General features: G+C 71.7%; 18 protein-coding genes and 1 pseudogene. 15 read left to right on the top strand and 4 right to left on the bottom strand.

The annotated features are described in order from the left end of the window. The first annotated feature begins 85 nt into the window (after positions 1–85). The 4 genes from AB0B57_RS20605 (at position 86) to AB0B57_RS20620 (ending at position 4,347) form a co-directional block, all read left to right on the top strand. Positions 86–1,486, top strand: coding sequence for an FAD-binding oxidoreductase (locus AB0B57_RS20605; RefSeq protein WP_357071876.1), 1,401 nt, complete (start codon positions 86–88; stop codon positions 1,484–1,486). Continuing rightward, positions 1,483–2,826: a class I SAM-dependent methyltransferase gene (locus tag AB0B57_RS20610; RefSeq protein WP_357071879.1), complete on the top strand. Its 1,344-nt coding sequence runs from the start codon at positions 1,483–1,485 to the stop codon at positions 2,824–2,826. The genes AB0B57_RS20605 and AB0B57_RS20610 overlap by 4 nt, the downstream gene beginning before the upstream one ends. 101 nt (positions 2,827–2,927) lie before the next feature. Then, positions 2,928–3,485: a helix-turn-helix domain-containing protein gene (locus AB0B57_RS20615; protein ID WP_357071882.1), complete on the top strand. Its 558-nt coding sequence runs from the start codon at positions 2,928–2,930 to the stop codon at positions 3,483–3,485. After that, complete coding sequence (locus tag AB0B57_RS20620) at positions 3,478–4,347, top strand: SRPBCC family protein (protein ID WP_357071885.1); 870 nt, start codon at positions 3,478–3,480, stop codon at positions 4,345–4,347. The genes AB0B57_RS20615 and AB0B57_RS20620 overlap by 8 nt, the downstream gene beginning before the upstream one ends. Before the next feature lie 143 nt (positions 4,348–4,490). On the opposite strand, the gene AB0B57_RS20625 is transcribed toward AB0B57_RS20620, so the two are convergent. Next, positions 4,491–4,808, bottom strand: coding sequence for a helix-turn-helix transcriptional regulator (locus AB0B57_RS20625; RefSeq protein WP_357071888.1), 318 nt, complete (start codon positions 4,806–4,808; stop codon positions 4,491–4,493). Between the two features lie 10 nt (positions 4,809–4,818). After that, positions 4,819–5,169: pseudogene (locus tag AB0B57_RS20630) on the bottom strand (type II toxin-antitoxin system RelE/ParE family toxin); the annotation flags it as partial. A gap of 99 nt (positions 5,170–5,268) precedes the next feature. On the opposite strand from AB0B57_RS20630, the gene AB0B57_RS20635 reads away from it, so the two are divergent. From AB0B57_RS20635 to AB0B57_RS20650, 4 genes are all read left to right on the top strand, one after another. Continuing rightward, the gene (locus AB0B57_RS20635; RefSeq protein WP_357071891.1) at positions 5,269–5,502 is read left to right on the top strand and encodes a zinc-ribbon domain-containing protein; all 234 of its coding nucleotides are present in this window, start codon (positions 5,269–5,271) and stop codon (positions 5,500–5,502) included. 366 nt (positions 5,503–5,868) lie between these two features. After that, positions 5,869–8,121 (top strand): EAL domain-containing protein, encoded by a 2,253-nt coding sequence (locus AB0B57_RS20640; RefSeq protein WP_357071893.1) that lies wholly within the window; start codon positions 5,869–5,871, stop codon positions 8,119–8,121. 39 nt (positions 8,122–8,160) lie between these two features. Continuing rightward, positions 8,161–8,919, top strand: coding sequence for a MerR family transcriptional regulator (locus AB0B57_RS20645; protein ID WP_357071896.1), 759 nt, complete (start codon positions 8,161–8,163; stop codon positions 8,917–8,919). A 70-nt stretch (positions 8,920–8,989) separates the two neighbouring features. Next, positions 8,990–9,766: a hypothetical protein gene (locus AB0B57_RS20650; RefSeq protein ID WP_357071899.1), complete on the top strand. Its 777-nt coding sequence runs from the start codon at positions 8,990–8,992 to the stop codon at positions 9,764–9,766. Between the two features lie 7 nt (positions 9,767–9,773). On the opposite strand, the gene AB0B57_RS20655 is transcribed toward AB0B57_RS20650, so the two are convergent. Next, the gene (locus AB0B57_RS20655) at positions 9,774–11,135 is read right to left on the bottom strand and encodes a serine hydrolase (RefSeq protein WP_357071902.1); all 1,362 of its coding nucleotides are present in this window, start codon (positions 11,133–11,135) and stop codon (positions 9,774–9,776) included. A 160-nt stretch (positions 11,136–11,295) separates the two neighbouring features. On the opposite strand from AB0B57_RS20655, the gene AB0B57_RS20660 reads away from it, so the two are divergent. Further along, a complete protein-coding gene (locus AB0B57_RS20660) occupies positions 11,296–11,580 on the top strand; it encodes an antibiotic biosynthesis monooxygenase (protein ID WP_357071905.1) in 285 nt (94 codons plus the stop codon). A gap of 64 nt (positions 11,581–11,644) precedes the next feature. On the opposite strand, the gene AB0B57_RS20665 is transcribed toward AB0B57_RS20660, so the two are convergent. After that, positions 11,645–13,198, bottom strand: a complete 1,554-nt coding sequence (locus tag AB0B57_RS20665) for a gluconokinase (RefSeq protein ID WP_357071909.1) — start codon at positions 13,196–13,198, stop codon at positions 11,645–11,647. Between the two features lie 247 nt (positions 13,199–13,445). Between AB0B57_RS20665 and AB0B57_RS20670 the strand changes: the two genes are divergently transcribed. The 6 genes from AB0B57_RS20670 (at position 13,446) to AB0B57_RS20695 (ending at position 19,116) form a co-directional block, all read left to right on the top strand. Further along, the gene (locus AB0B57_RS20670) at positions 13,446–14,594 is read left to right on the top strand and encodes a hypothetical protein (RefSeq protein ID WP_357071912.1); all 1,149 of its coding nucleotides are present in this window, start codon (positions 13,446–13,448) and stop codon (positions 14,592–14,594) included. Positions 14,595–14,638: 44 nt separating this feature from the next. Beyond that, complete coding sequence (locus AB0B57_RS20675) at positions 14,639–15,181, top strand: hypothetical protein (RefSeq protein ID WP_357071915.1); 543 nt, start codon at positions 14,639–14,641, stop codon at positions 15,179–15,181. Positions 15,182–15,240: 59 nt separating this feature from the next. Beyond that, positions 15,241–16,515: an RNA polymerase sigma factor gene (locus AB0B57_RS20680; protein WP_357071918.1), complete on the top strand. Its 1,275-nt coding sequence runs from the start codon at positions 15,241–15,243 to the stop codon at positions 16,513–16,515. A 115-nt stretch (positions 16,516–16,630) separates the two neighbouring features. Further along, positions 16,631–17,305: a DUF998 domain-containing protein gene (locus AB0B57_RS20685; protein WP_357071921.1), complete on the top strand. Its 675-nt coding sequence runs from the start codon at positions 16,631–16,633 to the stop codon at positions 17,303–17,305. Positions 17,306–17,339: 34 nt separating this feature from the next. After that, positions 17,340–17,711, top strand: coding sequence for a YciI family protein (locus AB0B57_RS20690; protein ID WP_357071924.1), 372 nt, complete (start codon positions 17,340–17,342; stop codon positions 17,709–17,711). A gap of 148 nt (positions 17,712–17,859) precedes the next feature. Then, positions 17,860–19,116, top strand: coding sequence for a hypothetical protein (locus AB0B57_RS20695; protein ID WP_357071927.1), 1,257 nt, complete (start codon positions 17,860–17,862; stop codon positions 19,114–19,116). Positions 19,117–19,162: the final 46 nt, after the last annotated feature.

Here is a 19,162-nt window from a genome sequence, read left to right on the forward strand (position 1 = left end):
CGGTAACCGTCCGGCCCCCGCTCGGACGGGAAACTGCCCCGGCTGACATCCCACGGTTTCGCGAGTACGCGCGTAAGGTGATCACATGCGCGCTGAGCGTGTGGGTCACCACCCCATTGACCATGATCAAGCGGTGGACACGTTGCGGCGGTCGTACGCCGCGGTGCCCACGGGCGAGCCTGTCCGGCTGGCCAAACGCACCTCCAACCTGTTCCGCCCCCGGTCCGCACCCGGGGCTCCGGGGCTCGACGTGAGTGGCCTGAACGGCGTGCTGTCGGTCGACCCGGCCGGGCGTACCGCCGACGTGCAGGGCATGTGCACCTACGAGGACCTGGTCGACGCGACGCTGCCGCACGGGCTGATGCCGCTTGTGGTGCCGCAGTTGCGCACCATCACGCTGGGTGGCGCGGTGACGGGCCTCGGGATCGAGTCGACCACGTTCCGCAACGGCCTGCCGCACGAGTCGGTCCGGGAGATGGACATCCTCACCGGCTCCGGTGAGATCGTCACCGTCCGACCCGACGGCGAGCACGCCGACCTGTTCACCGCGTTCCCCAACTCGCTGGGCAGCCTCGGCTACGCGACCCGGTTGCGCATCGAGCTGCAACCGATCGGCCGGTACGTGTCGTTGCGCAACGTCCGGTTCACCCGACTGGAGGCGCTCACCGACGCCATCGCCGAGGTCACCGCGACCCGGTCCTGGGCCGGCGAGACGGTCGACGCGATGGACGGGGTGATGTTCAGCCCCGGCGAGGCGTACCTGGTGTTCGCCAGATTCACCGACACGGCCGACCCGCCCAGCGACTACACCGGTCAGGCGATCTACTACCGGTCGCTGCGCCAGCGCACCCGGGACGTGCTCACCGCGCACGACTATCTCTGGCGCTGGGACACCGACTGGTTCTGGTGCTCGGCGGCGTTCGGTGCGCAGCACCCGGTCGTGCGCAGGCTCTGGCCGGCGCGGTACCGGCGCAGCGACGTCTACCACCGACTGGTCCGCCTCGAGCACCGGCATCACGTGGCGGCCCGGATCGACCGGCTGCGTGGGCAGCCGGCCCGGGAGCGGGTCGTGCAGGACGTGGAGATCCCGCTGGGCCAGGCGGCCGAATTCCTGCGCTGGTTCGCCGGCGCGGTGGGGATGCACCCGGTGTGGTTGTGTCCGCTGCGACTGCGCGAGCCGGCGGGCGCCGGATCGGCGCGGGCCTGGCCGCTGTATCCACTCCGGCCGGAGCAGGACTACCTCAACATTGGGTTCTGGGGGACCGTGCCGATCGCGCCGGGCGCCGCCGACGGCGACGTCAACCGCACGATCGAACGCAGGGTGTCGGAGTTGGGCGGGCACAAGTCGCTCTACTCCGACGCGTACTACGACCGGGACGCCTTCGATCGCCTGTACGGCGGCGACACGTGGCGGGCGGTGAAAGACCGCTACGACCCGGACCACCGGCTGACGGGATTGTACGAAAAGGCGGTAGCACGAGCATGAGCCTGACCGACAGAGATCAGGGGGCGGCGAGCGTCCCCGCCACCCCGCCGGCGGGGGGCCGGCAGACGGGTCCGACCGTGGCGGATGTCATCCGCGCGGTCACCGCCGGGCCGTTGCCGGTGCGGATCACCGGGTACGACGGCAGCTCCGTCGGCCCGTCCGACGCCGGCATCACCCTGGCGATCCGTTCCGAGCGGGGTTTGTCCTACCTGCTCACCGCCCCTGGCGACCTGGGCATGGCCCGGGCCTACGTCAGTGGTGACCTGGCGTTGCAGGGGGTGCACCCGGGTGACCCGTACGAGGCGTTGCGGGTGCTCAAGGACGAGCTGCGCCTGCGCCCACCGTCGCTTGCCGACGGGTTGGCGCTGGTCCGTGGGCTGGGCTGGGAGCGGCTGATGCCACCGCCGGCTCCGCCGCAGGAGGCGCAGCCGCGGTGGAAGCGGGTGATGAACGGGCTGCGGCACTCGCGGGTGCGCGACAGCACGGCGATCTCGCACCACTACGACGTCTCCAACGCCTTCTACGAGAAGGTGCTCGGCCCGTCGATGACGTACACCTGCGCGGTTTTCCGGTCTCCGGGCGACACGCTGGAGCAGGCCCAGGCTGCGAAGTACGACCTGGTCGCCGGCAAGCTGGCGCTCAAGAAGGGGATGCGGCTGCTGGATGTGGGTTGCGGTTGGGGTGGCATGGTCCGGCACGCCGCCCGCGAGTACGGCGTGCAGGCGCTCGGGGTGACCCTGTCGAGGGCGCAGGCGCAGTGGGCGCAGGCGGCGATCGAGCGGGAGGGGTTGACCGGGCTGGCCGAGGTGCGGCACCTGGACTACCGGGACGCGCCGGCGGAGCAGTTCGACGCCATCTCCTCGATCGGTCTGACCGAGCACATCGGGGTGCGCAACTACCCGACCTACTTCGGGGCGTTGCGGTCCCGGCTGCGGACCGGGGGCCGGCTCCTCAACCACACCATCACGCGTGCGGACAATCGGGCGCCGCACCGCTCCGGTGCGTTCATCGACAGGTACGTCTTCCCGGACGGCGAGTTGGCCGGCCCGGGCCGGCTGATCAGCGAGGTGCACGACGCCGGGTTGGAGGTGCACCACGAGGAGAATCTGCGTCAGCACTACGCGCTGACGCTTGCCGCCTGGTGCCGCAACCTGGTGGAGCACTGGGACTTCTGCGTCTCCGAGGTGGGTGCGGGCACCGCCCGGGTGTGGGGGCTGTACATGGCCGGGTCACGGATGGCGTTCGAACGCAACGGCATCCAGCTGCACCAGGTGCTGGCCACGCACAACGGCCCGGACGGCGTGAACGGCTACCCGTTGCGGCCCGACTGGTTGCCCTGACCATCTGCTGAGCGTCGCCTGAAGCCGTGCCGAGAAAAGTCGGCACGGCTTCTCGCGAACCGATTGACAAACAAATTTTGTACGTACAAACTGGTTTTGCCATGAGAGACGTCCTGTACCTGGAGCAGATCGAGCAGGCCGAAGTCCTGCTCAAGCCGCAGCGCGTCGAGGTGCTGCGGCAACTGGCCGAACCGCGCACCTGCACCGAGGTCGCGGCTCGACTCGACCAGACGCCACAACGCGTCTACTACCACGTCAAGCAGCTCGTCGCGGCTGGCCTCGTCGAGCTGGTCAACGAACGCAAGGTCCGCGGCATCACCGAGGGCATCTACCAGGCCGCCGCCCGGTCGTACTGGCTGTCCCCCCGGCTCGTCGGTCGGATCGGGCTGCGCCGGGTCGGCGACGAGCTGAGCCTCGGCTACCTGCTCGACCTGATGGAAGAGGTCCAGGCCGACATCGCCGCCCTGGACCGGGCGGCGCCCGAGCTGCCCTCGATCGGGGTCTCCGGCGCGATCCGGGTGCCCGCGGAGCAGCGCCAGCAGTTCCTGCACGACCTGCAAACCGCACTTCAGGACTTGTTCACCCGCTACGGCGGCAGCGAGGGAGATGCCTTCAAGCTCGCCGTGGCCTGCTATCCGAAAGGGAACGACCATGACTGAACCACTGAAGGTGCAGGCCCGTCTCTCCGCGCCGGTCGGGCGTGTCCGTCAGGCCCTGACCGACCCGGCGGAGCTGCGTCTCTGGCTGGCCGAGCACGCCGAGGTCGAGCTGCCCCAGCGGTACGAGTTCTGGGGCCGCTACACGCCCGAGGGTGACGCCCCGCACCAGCGGTTGTTGCACGCCGACGACGACACGCTGCGCTTCGGCTGGCTGCTCGACGGGGTGGAGACCACCAGCGAGTTCCAGCTCACCGCCGAGGGCCCGGACAGCACCGTGCTGACGCTGACGCAGAGCCACTTCGACTTCGCCGAGGCGATGAGCGGCTCCAGCATCCGGGGCGTGCTCCAGACGTACTGGGCGCTGTCCATCGCCAACCTGGCCGCCCACCTGGAGGGCAAGCCACTGCTGCCCCGCACCGACTTCACCTCCGCCGACCTGCGGGGTGAACTGGTCATCGCCGCCCCGGCCGACAAGGTGTGGGAGTCGCTGACCGACTCCGAGCAGGCCAGCGCCTGGTTCGGCTACCCGATCGGCATCGAGCCCTGGGTCGGCGGCCGGTACGCCATGGGCGGCTTCGAGCACGGCTACGCGGCGAAGATCGTCGACCTGGAGCCCGGCCGACGGATGTCCGTCGACTGGGGACCGACCGGCGTGACGAGCTGGGAGCTGGCCGAGTCCGCTGGCCGGACCACGCTGACCTTCGTGCAGAGCGGCTTCGACGAGGCCAACCCCCCGTACGGCGCCTGGAGTGGGTCGGTTGCCGGGCTGTTCGAGCTGCGCCGCTTCCACGAGGTGCCGGACTGGCAGCCGATCTGGCTCGCCGAGGAGGTCCCCGGCCTGGAGCCCGCACCGGCCAGCTGACGTCCCCGGCGCGATCGTGCTCGCCTTGATCGTGCTCGCCTTGATCGTGCTCGCCTTGATCGTGCTCGATTAGGGATGTAGTGGCCTCGTTCATTCCGAAGGCCACTACATCCTGGATCGAGCACGATCTCGCGTCAGGAGCCTTACGCGATGGCGGCGATGTCACCGTCGTCGAAGTAGATGGCTTGGTGGAGCCGGCCACCGAGGGCGGCAGCGTATCGGGCCACCACGTCCTGACCGGAGATCCTGCCTTGCTCGATCTGGGACACCCGGCCCTTGGTCACGCCCATCCGCTCAGCAATCTGCTGCTGGGTGAAGCCGCGAGCGCGTCGTACCTCCGCGAGGCGGTGCCCGACGACCTGCGCGAGCAGTTCCTCCTTGCCCGCTCCCACGGCCGCCTCGCCGCCAGCACGCTGCACGTACTCCGCTCGGATGTCCGTCCACCGCACGTGACCACTCACCGCTGTCCCCCTCCTGCTGTGCGCGTTCCTTCAGGTAGCTCTCGTACCGTTGCTCGGCGAGCGGGATGGCCTGCTGATACCAGCTTGTCCATTGCCCCGCCTTGTCGCCAGCGACCAGCAGGATGCTGGCACGCCAAGGGTCGAAGACGAAGAGGATGCGGACCGTGCCTGGACGCAGCTCCTTCAAATTGGCTAGTGACGAACCGCTGATGGTGTCGACCAAGGGTCGCCCCAACCCTGGCCCAACCTCGGCGAGCGCATCGATAGCCTGGACGACTCTGGCGAACGTTGCCTGGTCAAGGCTGTCTATCCAGGTGCGAACTTCGTCGACGACGAAGACATCCCATTCCTCCTGGCGCACGGATGAAGTATAGCAATCGCTATACGGGTCAGCGATAGTTGCTCCGATCTGCCGGACCGATGCGGTGACTTTTCGCGGTTGGGTGGGTACTGGCGGGCGATGTTCCTCATCTTTGGTCTGCGTACCAAGGTCGACCGGTCCGGTGTCGTGCAGCAGGTCTGCCGTCACTGCGGCAACCACGCCGCGCAGGTGATCACCCGCCGGTCGACGAAGTTCTCCCTCTTTTTCATCCCCCTCATCCCGATCCGCACCCGGTACGCGCAGCAGTGCACCTTCTGTGCGGCGCAGTACGAGATCTCCAAGTCCGACGCCGAACGCCTCCCGGTCGGCTGACCCGGGATGGATCGCCTCCTGTTCTGGCTGATCGGCCGACCGATGCCCCCGGCCGACGTGGCGGTTCACACCGTCGCCCGTCCGCCCTGCACCCCTGGGCGACGCAAACGCCGACGGCCTCGCCGACCACTGGCCGGCACCGCGCTGCCCCGCTCACCCTGGAACCGCTCCGGCGGTCGCTCTTGATCCGGGTCGAGGCCCGGGGATGGGCCGCGGGTTCGCGGGGCCGGGGATGGCTCGACCGGCGCGGACGTTCGGCTCTGGCGGCGTACCTGGGCGCTGGTTAGGCTTTCGGGGTTTGCCGTGGACCGGTCCTTCCGAGGGTGCACGCACGACGAAGCCGGAGCACCCGTGTCCCGTCAGGACGTGAAGCAGGCTGTGGGGAAACCCAACCCCGCCGGTGCGATTCTGGCGGCCGCGGTCATCCTCGTGGAGGCGTGCTGGCTGTTCGCCGCGTTGCCGGGTGCCGCCCTGGTCAGCGACGTCGGCGGGATGCTGGTGGCCGGCTGGGCCACGGTGGCGTGCGTCGGGGTGGCCCGCCGGCACCCGGTGCCGCTGCGCCGGTTCTGGACGCTGCTCGCCGTCACCATGGCGCTCGCCGCGCTGGGGCGGGCCGTCTGGACGGTGCAGCGTCTCGTCGGCGGAGATCTGCCGCACACGCCGGTGGTCGGGGTGGTCTTCACCGCCGGCATCCTCACCGGCACGGCCGCACTGCTCAGCTCGCCGTCCGCGCCGCGGACCGCGGTGGGGCGCGCTCGCACGTTGCTGGACGGCGTGATCGTCGCCCTGGCCCTGGTGCCGATCGGTTGGGTGCTGGTCTTCCGTGGGGTGGCCGCCGCCGAGTTGGCCGACCCGGCGCGCACGCTGGGGCTGCTCTACCCGATGTTCGACCTGATGCAGCTCACGATCCTGGTCGCGGTGTCCGGGCCGGCCCGGCCGATGTGGCGGCCGATGAGCATGCTCGCGGCGAGCCTCACCCTGCGGGTCGTCGCCGACGTCGTCTACGTCTCGCTGGTCGCGCGTGCCGACTACACCGCCGGTCACCCGATCGACCTGTGTTGGCCGGTGAGCTACCTGCTGATCGGTCTGGCCACCCGTAGGCCGCCACCGCCGGACTGCGACGGCACCGACGAGGCCGCCGAGTCGCCGCTGCCGCCGTGGTGGCGGGTGGCGTTGCCGTACCTGCCGGTGGGTGGGGCGATCGTCGCGGTGGTGCTGGCCCGTCGACCCAGCGGGCAGACCCCGCACCTGGTCTTCGTGACCATGATGGCGTTGCTCGCGGCTCTCGCCGTGCGGCAGGGGTTGGCCGCCAACGAGAACCTGCGGCTGGTGGTCCGGCTGCGCCGTCTCGCGTACGGGGACCAGCTCACCGGGCTGCCCAACCGGCTGCTGTTCAACAGGCGGCTGCGCCTGGCCCTGCGGGACGGGCGACCGGTGGCCGTGCTGCTGCTCGACCTGGACGGGTTCAAGCAGGTCAACGACCGTTTCGGGCACGCCACCGGCGACACCCTGCTGACCGGACTGGCGGCCCGGATGCGGGCCGTGGTGGACGGTGACGGCATCATCGCCCGGCTCGGCGGGGACGAGTTCGCGGTGCTTGTCGACGGTGACCGACCGGTCTCACCCGAGCGCCTCGCCGAGCGGTTGCTGGACGCGCTGCGACCCTCCGACGGTGAGGACGACGTCGGGGTGCACCCGTCGGCGAGCATCGGCATCGCCGAGTTCGGCCCGCAGCACGCCTCGCACACCGATCTGCTGCGCGACGCCGACATCGCCATGTACGCGGCCAAGGCCGCCGGGAAGTCCGCGTACCGGACGTGCACCTCGGCGCTGCGCGAGTCGGCCGTGTCGCGGGCCGAACTGATCGCCGACCTGCGCCGCGCGGTCGACGAGAATCAACTGTGTCTGGAGTTCCAACCCATCGTGGACCTGGCCACCGGCGCGGTACGCAGCGCCGAGGCGCTGGTGCGGTGGCGGCACCCCCGGCTGGGGATGCTGCCGCCGTCGAGGTTCCTGCCGCTGGCCGAGGAGACCGGGTTGATCCTGCCCATCGACCGGTGGGTGATCCACGAGGCGTGTCGGGCGGCGGCGACCTGGCGGGGCCGGGCGCCGGACGCGACAGTGGCGGTGAACATCGCCGCCGCGCACCTGCGCCGTCCGGACCTGATCGCCACGGTCACCGCTGCCACCAGTGCCGCCGGGCTGGCGCCGCGGGCGTTGACCCTGGAGCTGACCGAGTCGGCGCTGATCGAGGGCACCGAGGCGGTGCTGGAACGGTTGCACCAGCTCCGGGAGCTGGGCATCAAGATCGCCATCGACGACTTCGGTACGGGTTACTCGTCACTGAGCTACCTGCACCGCATCCCGGCGACCGAGCTGAAGATCGACAGGTCGTTCGTGAACCGGCTCGGGTCGGACGACCGCGCGTACGCCACCGTGGAGATGGTCACCCGGTTGGCCGGTGCGTTCGATCTGACGGTCGTCGCCGAGGGAGTGGAGACCGAGCGGCAGCACGACGCGGTCGCCGCGATCGGGTGCCCGCGCGGTCAGGGCTATCTGTACGGGCGGCCGGACGTGCCCGCCAAGGTGGGCCAGAATCAGGGCTTGACCCTGACGTAGCGGCAGGCGGGAGCCTGGTTTCCGGAAGGGAGGGGAACCATGGCGTACACGGTGGGTCAGGTGGCGAAGGTCGCTCGCGTGACGGTGCGGACGTTGCACCACTACGACGAGATCGGTCTGCTCTCGCCCAGCGGGCGGACCCCGGCGGGTTACCGCCGCTACGACGACGCGGACCTGCAACGGCTGCAACTCGTCCTGTACTACCGGGAGTTGGGTTTCCCGCTTGAGGAGATCAGCGCGATCATCGACGACCCGGCGGCCGACCCGGCCGCGCACCTGCGCCGCCAGCACGAGTTGCTGACGGGACGGGTGAAGCGGTTGCAGGAGATGGTCACGGCGATCGAGTTCGCGATGGAGGCGAGCAAGATGAACATCCAACTCACCCCGGAGGAGCGGTTCGAGGTCTTCGGTGACGTCGACCCGGAGGAGCACCAGGCCGAGGCGGAGCAGCGCTGGGGCGACACCGAGGCGTACCGGGAGTCGAACCGGCGGGTCTCCCGTTACACCAAGGCCGACTGGCTGCGGTACAAGGCGGAGAACGAGGACTGGGGTCGGCGGATCGTCGCGGTGCTGGGCTCGGGTGTGCCGGCGGACAGCCCGGAGGCGAAGGATCTGGCCGAGGAGCACCGGCAGCTCATCGGCCGCTGGTTCTACGAGTGCACGTACGAGGGGCACACCGGGTTGGCCGACATGTACCTGGCCGACGAGCGGTTCACCGCGTACTACGAGAACATGGCGCCGGGGTTGGCCGTCTACCTGAACGAGGCCATCCACGCCAACGCGATCAGCCGCGCCTGATCGGCCCGGAACAGCGGCGCTCGCGGTCCGGCTACTCTGGCCGGACCGCACCGCCCCCGGGGAGATGACCGTGCAGAAACCGAAGCTGATCGCCGCTGGTGCCGTCCTGGCCGTGGCGGTGGCCGCCGGGGTGTGGGCACTGCTGGTGGTCACCGGTGACGAACCCGACCCGGGTCGTGCCGGGGCGTCGCCCGCCCCGACCGACCCGGCCGGGGTCCTGTCGGCGGCCGCTGCGAAGGTCGACGGGCAGACCTACAAGCTGACCTTGGATACCGGCGGGACAGCGGGCGGGGACGGCACGGTGGTGCTCTGGGACCCGTTGGCCAAGCGTGGTCTGGAGACCACCTCGCTCAAGGTGCCCGCCGGTGCGGTGAAGATCGAACGGCTCACCACCGGGCCGGACGTCTACGTGCGGATCAGCGCCCCGGACCGCCGCGTCCCGGTGTGGGATGGCAAGACCTGGTGGCACGTCGGCGCTCCGGGGTCGCCGCCCGCCCAGCAGGGCCTGGACAACACCAAGCTGGCCGGCACGCTCACCGCGGCGACGACGGTGCGGCAGACCGGTGCGCGGGAGTACGCCGGCACACTGGACCTGCGCGAGAGAAGCGCGGTGTTGGGCGAAGGGGTCGGCAACGTGCTCGGTGCCCGGGCCGGCGCGGTGCCGTTCACCGCGGCCGTGGACGAGCAGGGTCGGCTGGTCCGCTACCGCATCGAGTTGGCCAGTGAGCAGTCGCAGACCGCCCAGCTCGACCTGACGTACTCGGATTTCGGGCTGTCGGTGTCGGCCGAGCCGCCGGCGGCCGGCCTGGTCGGCGAGGACCCGCCGGCGAACATCCCCGGCGCCTGACGCCTGCTCACTCCTCGACTCCTCCGGTGGTGGGGGTGACCAGGAAGTCGTAGACGGTCCGGGCCATCCGGCGGACCGTCTCGTCACCGGTGGCCATCGGCCCGGCGGTGAGGAACGCGACGGCGGTCTCGGTGCCGGGGATCAGGTAGTAGCCGACGTCGTGGGAGGCGTCCGGCAGGTCACCGGTCTTGTGGGCCACCGGTACCCCGGGTGGCAGCGCCGCCGGGATCTTGGTGTTGAGGGTCTGTTCCCGCATGAACCCGATCATCAGGTCGCGGGAGGCGGGGGTGAGGATCTCGCCGTCCCAGACCGCGCCGAGCAGGGACACCACGTCGTCCGGGCTTGTGTAGTTCTCCTCGCCGCGCTGCGCCGCCGCGCTGTCGAGCATCCGGCGGGCCAGGATGGTGGACCGTTGGTTCATCGAGTCGATGAGCGCGTTGATCGGGGCGAACCCACCCAGGTAGGTGATCAGTACGTTCGCGGCCACGTTGTCGCTGTACTTGATCAGGTACTGGGCGAGCCGACGCAGGGTGACCACCTGCGGGAACGTCTCGAACTGGAGCTGGCCGGTGCCGCCGACCACGTCCTGCGGGGTGACCAGCACGCCGTCGTCGAGCGAGACCTGTCCACAGTCGACCCGGCGGAGCAACTCGACGAGGATCCACAGTTTGATCACGCTGGCCGCCTTGGGGCGCAGCGCGCCGTTGACGGCGATCTGCTGGTCGCCGTACCGGCCGGACAGGTCGCGAACGGTGACCCCGGCCGGGTTGAGGCTCGCGTCGGCGACCACCCGGGCGAGCTGCCCGCTGAGGGGGAACAGCCGGGCCCCCGCGACCGGGTCGGTGGGCGGCTGCGGGCTGGTGACCACCACGCCGGTGAGCGTCGTCGGTGGGCGGTGCCGTTGGACCACCTCCAGCGTGCCCTCGCTGCGGCCGGTCAACGGCACCCGGTAGCGGTAGGCCGTGCCTCCGACGACGACGGCACCGCTGGCCACCCCCGCGGCGACCCGCATACCGGGGTCGGCGACCCGGCCGGTGTCACCGTCGCAGGCGCGGTAGCGCACGGTGTGTCCGAGCGAGTCCACCGCGAACACCCCACCGGGGAATGACAACCAGGACACCTCACTGGTGGGCGCCCGCCCCGGCGCCGGGTCCGCGCCGGGCTCGTGACCCTGCCCGTCGCCCGGCTCGACCGCGTGCTCCGCCTCGGCCGGCCGCGCCGGGTCCGCGCCGGGCCCGGGGCCGTCCGCGGTGGCCGGCCCGGTCGTGGCCAGCAGGGCGAGCGCGACCGCCGCCGCCAGCCCTTTCCGGGGTACGCGGACAGCGGCCCCCCGTAGGGAAGATGAACGCTTCTTGTCGCTTTTTCTCACGTTTGTACGATATGAAGCGCCGGGGACGGGTGGGGTCGACGGGACTGGCGTCACCCGTCCGGGCGGCGATGTCGCGACGAGCGTGATGACACACAGGTATAGAAATGACTCAGCGGCATCAGACTCATCAGCCACACCACCACCCCCCCGGAGGCACAGCATGTTGATCATCGCAGGCAGTTTGCAGGTCGAGCCGGCCACGCGCGAGGACTACCTGTCCGGCTGCGAAGAGGTGATCACGCAGGCACGTGCCGCCGCCGGCTGCCTCGACTTCCTGCTCGCGGCCGACCCGTTGGAGCCCGGCCGGATCCACGTCTACGAGCGCTGGGAGTCCGCGGAGCAGTTGGCGGCGTTCCGTGGTTCCGGGCCGAGTGACGCGCAGGAGGCGGCCATCCTCGACGCCGACGTGCAGCGCTACCTGATCGCCGGCGTGGAGGCACCCTGACCCGCTCGCCGCGGCGGCGGGTCGAGCCGGAGCGGGGTCGACCCGAGGCGGGCCGGCCGAGCTGTCACATCGGGGGTCCGGTCGCCGGCTCGGGTTCCGCGGGCAGGCCGGGTGCCATCCGGCGGATCGAGGTGAACGTGGGAGTCAGCGCCTCGTACAGCTCGGCGAAGAGCGGCAGCAGCGCCGCGTACGTGGCGGCGGCGGCCGGGTCGGGGCGGATCGTCTCCTCGATCCGGACGAGGTCGGCGGCGACGTCGATGCTGGGGATCAGCCCGAGCGCCTGCATGCCGAGCAGCGCCGCGCCGAAGCTGGATCCCTCGTGTGCGGCCGGGAAGCTCACCGGCAGGCCGAGCACGTCGGCGAGCATCTGCCGCCACAGGCCGCTGCGGGCGAAGCCGCCACCGGCACGGATCTCACGGACCTCGTTGCCGGCCGCCCGCACCGAGCTGAGCACCAGCGCGAGCTGCTGGCAGACCCCCTCCAGCGCGGCGCGGATCAGATGCTCGCGACGGTGGTTGTGGGTCAACCCCACGTACGCGCCGCGCGGCAGAGCGCTCCAGTGTGGTGCCCGTTCGCTGTGCAGGTACGGCAGCATGATGAGCCCGCCCGAGCCGGCCGGCGCGCGGGCCGCCAGGGTGACCAGGTCCTCCTCGGCGTGCTCGCCCAGATCCGGGGCGAGCGCGGCGCCGGCCCACTTGAGGACGATGCCGCCGTTGTTGATCGCACCGCCGACCGCCCAGCGGTGCTCGGTCAGCGCGTAGCAGAACACGCCGCCGAGCGGGTCCACGCCGGGTCGCTCGACCATCACCCGCATCGCGCCGCTGGTGCCGATCGAGCAGGCCACCATGCCGGGATGCACCGCCCCCAGGCCCAGGTTCGCGAGCGGCCCGTCCCCGGCACCGACCACCACCGGGGTGCGCTCCGGCAGGCCGGTCTCGGCCGCGGCCCGCGGGGTGAGGCCGGGCAGCACGGCGGTGGTGGCGACCAGTTGGGGGAGTTGCTCCGCGGTGATGCCGGCGATGGCCAGCGCCTCGCTGTCCCACGCCAGTCGGTGGATGTCCAGCAGGCCGCTGGCCGAGGCGATCGAGTGGTCGGTGACCAGCGCGTCGCAGAGCCGCAGCAGCACCCAGTCCTTGATGCCCACCCAGTGCGCCACGCGCTCGAAGAGCTTCGGCTCCTGCTCGGCGAACCAGAGCAGCTTGGGCAGCGGCGACATCGGATGCATCGGCGTGCCGGTACGCCGGTGCAGGGCCAGCCCGGACGGGACCGCCCGGAGTCGTTCGGCCTGCTGGGTCGAGCGTGAGTCGGCCCAGGTCACCGACGGGGTGAGCGGATTGCCGTCCGGGTCCAGCCCGATCAGGCTGTGCATGGCGGAGCTGAACGACAACCCGGCCACCGGCTGGACCAGCTCGGCCACGACCACGCTCACCGACTTGAGCACCGCGTCGAGGATGAGGTGCGGGTCCTGCTCGGCGTAGCCGGGTTGCGGGTCGTTCAGCGGGTAGCCGACCGAGTGGCTGCCGAGTTGCCGCCCGTCGGTGTCGTACGCGACGGCCTTGGTGCTCGTGGTGCCGATGTCGACGCCGATGACCACGGCGGACCGGGTCTCCTGCGGCATGACGCTCACCCCCTTCGTGCGGCGGTGCGGCGGCGACGCCACCCGGCTGCGGCTGACGTTACCGAGACGGCGACCGCCCCCGCACGGCCCACGCAAAGGTGGAACGCCGACGCAGCAGTATCGGCCAATTGGGTCGTTTCATCGGCCAACCGGGTATTTCGCCTGTTTCGGCGTTTCCGGGTGCCCCGCCGTGCCTGTTGAACGAGGAGACACCCAGATTGGTGGCCTACGCGGCGAAGGAGTCGGCGTGGCGAAGACTGATTCGACGGGTTCCACCTGGCGGTACCGGTGGGCGCACCGGCAGAACGTGCGGCGGGTGAGCACGTACCGGGGGGCCGAGAAGGCCTGGCGACGCCGCGACGACGAGTTACGGCGACTACGTGCCCTGGCCGCCGACTTCCACGGCTCCGCCGCGGCCGGTGCGGGCCTGCCCATGGAGTTGACCGCCGACGAGGTGGTGCTCTGGGCGCTGCCCGCCGCGCAGTTGGTCGAGGTACGACACACGGCGGTGCTGCCCGCCCCGGATCTCACGGTCGCCCTGCCGGCCGGGCCGCTACGCCCACGCCGCCCCGACGGCGTGCGCGTCATCGACGCCGGCATGGCCGTGATCACCAGCCGCCGGTTGGTGCTGCTCGGCGGGCGCGGCCGGCGCGACTGGGCGTACGGGCGGATGACCGGCCTGGCCCACGACCCGGCCTCGCCGGTCACCCTGATCCAGGTGCTGGACCGCCGGCGTACCGCCGGGTTGCTGTTGCCCACCGACGCGGCACCGGACTTCCGGTTCAAGCTGACCCTGGCCTTCGCCGACGCGATCGAACAGCGCGCCGCGGTGCTCGCCCAGCTCGACGAGCTGATCGCGGAGCACGCCCAGCTCAAGCCGTTCCGGCCGGCCGTGGCCACCCCCGGGCAGGCCCGGCTCTCGTCGTTCGTTCCCGGTGGTCGCCGGACCATCGCGGTGGCTGCCGCTCTGGCGCTGCTGGTGCCGGCGGCGCTCATCGAGTCGGACCCGTCCGACCCGACCGGCGGCCCGGAGGTCGCCGCCGCCGCCACCCCCAGCGGCGAGCCGGTGCTGATCCGTCCGGCGCCCCCGGCGCTCACCCGCGGCACCCCGGCGCCGAAAACGGCGACGCCGGCGAAGCCGCCCCGCGCGGCACCCAGCACGACCGGTGACCCGCGCTGCGGGGCGCCCCAAAACCCCCTGGGGTACGGCTTCTGCGGCGGCACCCGGATCCGGAAGCCCGCCACCGAGGTGTGCGACTGGTTCGACTGCGTGCCGCAGTTCTGGGCCGGGCGGGGTTACCTCGTGCAGTGCCGGGACGGCTCGGTCAGCCTGGCCGGTGGCCGGTCCGACGCCTGCGCCGAGCACCGGGGCGTGCGGCGAACGATCACGAAGTGACCGGTTTGGCAGTTTAAGCCCGTTTCGGTGGTCACAATGATCGAGTGGAGATCCGGTCTGACGATGGCGCGCGGGTGCGGATACGCCCCGTCGGCTACCAGCCTGGCATCGACCCGCCCGACGACCCCGACCGGGCCGCACCCGGCTGGCACGACTGGCTGCTCATCGAGGTGGACGCCCGCACCGCCGACGGTCAGACCTGGTCGCACCACTACCCGAGCCTGATGGTCGAGGAGGCCCGGGCGTTCGGCGGCTGGCTGCACGGGCAGGCCACCGCGGCCCTCGGATCGAACGCGCCACCGGCGATGGTCCGCTTCACCGAACCCAACCTGGCCCTGCGCAGCCGGGTGGTCCGTCGCCGCCGGCTGGAGCTGATCGTGGAGTTCTCCGCCGAGTCGCTGCCGCCGTGGATGCGCCGCCCGTCCGGGGCGATCTACCCGCTGATCCTCACCGTCTCGGCGGACGCCCTCGCCACCGCCGCCGAGCAGTGGGCCGAGCACTGCGAGGCGTACCCGCCGCGGACCCGGTCGAGGTTTCCCGCCGAGAACCCGCCCGGGTCGGTGCACCACCCACGCCGCGCCGGCTGAACGGGTCACCACGCGCGGTCCTTGTGGAGCCGGTGCCGCCCCTGCTCTGATGTGCGGTCATGGGGGTCGAGCAGGTCCACCGCACGGTGGAGGCGGTCTGGCGGATCGAGTCCGGGAGGGTCGTCGCCGCCCTGGCCGGGCTGGTGCGCGACGTCGGCTGGGCCGAGGAGTTGGCCCAGGACGCCCTGGTCGCCGCGCTGGAGCAGTGGCCGCGAGATGGCGTACCGGCCAACCCGGGCGCGTGGCTGACCACCGTCGGCAAGCGGCGGGCGATCGACGCGCTGCGCCGGCGCAGCCTGCTCGAACGCCGGGTGGCCGACCTCGGCCGCGATCTGGACGACGAGCAGTTCACCCCCGACTTCGACGCCGCCTTCGAGGACCGCATCGACGACGACCTGCTGCGGCTGGTCTTCACCGCCTGCCACCCGCTGCTGGCACCGCAGGCGCGCGCGGCACTGACCCTGCGGGTGCTGGGCGGGCTGAAGACCGAGGAGATCGCCCGCGCGTTCCTGGTCACGGAGAGCACCGTCGCGCAGCGCATCACCCGGGCCAAGAGGACGCTCGCCGAGGCAAAGGTGCCGTTCGAGGTGCCCGGCGTGGCCGAGCGCGGCGAACGGCTCGCCTCCGTGCTGGAGGTCATCTACCTGATCTTCAACGAGGGTTACTCCGCGACGGCCGGCGACGACTGGATGCGCCCGGCGCTCTGCGCGGACGCGCTGCGGCTGGCCCGCCTCGTGCAGGAGTTGATGCCCGAGGAGCCGGAGGTGCACGGCCTGGCCGCGTTGCTGGAAATCCAGGCGTCGCGTACCGCCGCCCGGGTCGACGCCGACGGTGAGCCGATCCTGCTGCTCGACCAGGACCGGGGGCACTGGGACCGACTGCTGATCCGCCGCGGCCTCACCGCGCTGGACCGGGCGAGGGCGGCGAACGGCCCGCCCGGCCCGTACACCCTCCAGGCGGAGATCGCGGCCTGCCACGCGCGGGCGGCCACCCCCCAGGACACCGACTGGGCGCGCATCGCCGCCGGCTACGCGGAGTTGGCCCGGGTCGTACCGTCGCCGGTCGTGGAGCTGAACCGGGCCGTCGCGGTCTCCTTTGCCGACGGCCCGGCCGCCGGTCTGGAGCTGGTCCGGGCGTTGGCCGACGAGCCGACGCTGGCCGGCTACCACCTGCTGCCCAGCGTGCTCGGTGACCTGCTGGCCAAGCTGGGTCGCCACGACGAGGCGCGTGCCGAGTTCGAGCGGGCCGCCGAGCTGACCGGCAACGAACGCGAACGCGCGCTGCTGCGCGCCCGTGCCGCCGACTGCGCCCGTGGGGTCGCGCCAACCCGCTGAAAAATTCGTTCACCGTTCTGTCGTATCCCGCGCCGGCCGCTCGACGCCTCAGTGAAAGCCGGCTCGCACCGGCACGCGGGACCGGCGACCAGCCGGCACGGACAAGGAGAACGACATGACGACGACGGCGAACGCGACGAGCGCAGGGGCCGCGGTGGCGGGCGTCGACTCCCGGCGTACGACGAGAAGGGCGCTGCTGGTCGGCGGAGCCGCCGCGGGCCCGCTGTTCGGGGTGGTGGCCGCCGCCCAGGTGCTCACCCGCGACGGGTTCGACCTGAGCCGGCAGCCACTCAGCCTGCTGGCCCTGGGCGACCTGGGTTGGATCCAGATCACCAACTTCGTGCTGACCGGGCTGCTCGCCCTGGCCGGCGCGGTCGGGCTGCGCCGGACGCTGCGCGGTGAGCCGGGCGGGACGTGGGGGCCGGCGCTGATCGCCGTGCACGGCCTCGGTCTGATCATCGCGGGGGTGCTGGTCTCCGACCCCAGCATGGGCTGGCCGGCCGGCGCGCCGGAGGGCGCACCCGACACGCTGAGCTGGCACGCCGCCGGTCACGGCGTCGGCGCGGCGCTGGCGTTCGGCTCGCTGCCCGTCGCCTGCCTGGTCTTCGCCCGCACCTGGTGGCGGGCCGGGCAGCGCGGTTGGGCCGCCTACTCGCTGGGCAGCGCCCTGGCCGTCGTCGCGATCCTGGCCTGGCCCGACCAGGGCACCCTGAGCGTCCGGATGGCGCTCGCCTGTGTCGTCACCTTCGGCTGGCTCACCGCGCTCTGCGCTCGCGCGTTCACCCGCTGACCCGCACTCGAACGATCACGAGAGGACCACACCGATGCGTTACATGATGATGCACAAGCTCGACGAGAACCTGCCCGAAGCGTTCAACCCGAGCCCGGAGTTCCTGGCCCGGATGGAAGGTTTCATGAAGGACGTCGCGCAGGCCGGGATCCTGGTCGCCGCCGAGGGGCTCTGCCCGACCGTCACCGACGCCACCCGGATCACCGTGAGCGGCGGCAAGACCACAGTCACCGACGGGCCGTTCACCGAGACCAAGGAACTGATCGCCGGGTTCGCGCTCGTGGACGTGCGCTCCCGCGAGGAGGCCCTGGAATGGGGGCGGCGCTTCGTGGACGTCTTCGCCGAGACGATCGGTGCGGTGGAGGTGGACATCCGCCGGGTCTACGAGGCACCCCACCCAGCCTGACCCCACGCTGCAACCAGAGGCGGAGCCGGTCCGAATCGTGGCCCGGCTCCGCCATTGTCGGAAATTCTCTCCTTTCGGGCGCAACGGGATACATCGATCGTGGTCGCGTTCCCTGTCACGTACACGAGCGGTTGTATCGCGTGTGACCGTGACCTCCGTGGCCTGCGCCCCCTGGCGGATCGCCTGGGCCGAGCGCGAGAACGAGCGCCGGCAGCGCGCGTACCGCGACGCCACCGACGCCTGGCTGCGCCGCGACGACCACCTGGCCCGGCTGCGCATCGAAGCCGCCAGCTTCCTCGGGTGTACGCAGCCCCGCGGTGGCCTGCCAGTGGATCTCGACCACGACGAACTCGTCTTTCGTGTCCTCCCCGTCGCCCAGCTCGTCGAGGCCGAGGCGCGGCACGTCCCCGGCCTGCCCACGCCGGGTCCGTGCGACTTCGCCTCCGCCCCGGCCGAGGCGCTGCCGGCTGGCCTGCGAGCGGTCGACACGGGCCTGGCCGTCGTGACCAGCCACCGGGTCGCCTTCGCCGGTCGTGCGCACCGCCGCGAGTGGCGGTACGCGGACCTGGTCGGCCCCGCCCACCACCCCGATGTCCCGGTCACCCTGCTGCCCGACCACCGGCGACTGTCGGGGTTGCTGGTCCCGGCCAACGCCGTGGTGAACTTCCGCTTCTACCTCACCCTCGCCGTCGCCGTGGCCGCCGGGGAGCGCGCCGCCGTCGCCACGCGGGTCGACGCGTTACGGAACGCCCATCGCGACGCCCGGCCTGTGCCGTTGCCGCTGGTGGGGCCGGAGGAGGCACCACGGACCGCGGTCCGCCCCGACCGCCGGGCACTTGGCGCTGCCGCCGTCGCGGCGATGGTGTTCGCGACGCTGGGTCCCGGAGCGCTGGGTCCCGGCGCGATGGGGTCTGGCGCCAGGGGGCCCGGTGCCATGGGGCCTCGCGCGGCGGAATCGGTGCAGGCCGGGCCGGTGCCGCGGGCGGAGGTCTTCGCCCTGGACGCGGTCCTCATCCCGGTACGTCCGGTCGGACCGCTGGCACCCGAGGCCGGCGTTGCGGTGATCGACCGTGACGTATCGAGCCGGCCGTCCACCGTGTCGGCTGCTCGGCCGGCCGTCTCCGCAGTTGTGGGGCCGTCAATCGTGCTGGCCCTGCCGCCGGTCGCCACGCCGTCTGTCGCTCCGGACTCGTCTGTCGCTCCGGACTCGTCGGCCGGTCCGACGCCCGACCCGGAGACCACGATGGACCCGTCCACCCCGCCGACCCCGCCGGCCGCATCGGTCTCGCCGACCGTGCCCGCGTCGCCCTCGCCCTCGCCCGATCCCGCGCTGGTGCTCGTCTGCCTGGATCCGTTGCAGCCTCTGTTGCTGGACCCGTTGCTCTGTCCGTCACCGGCGCCCTGATCGGCTGTGCTTCCGTCCGGGTGTGTCTCCGTGCTTTCGTGCGGCG

This window comes from Micromonospora sp. NPDC049101, from assembly GCF_040648675.1.
Taxonomy (GTDB): Bacteria; Actinomycetota; Actinomycetes; order Mycobacteriales; family Micromonosporaceae; genus Micromonospora.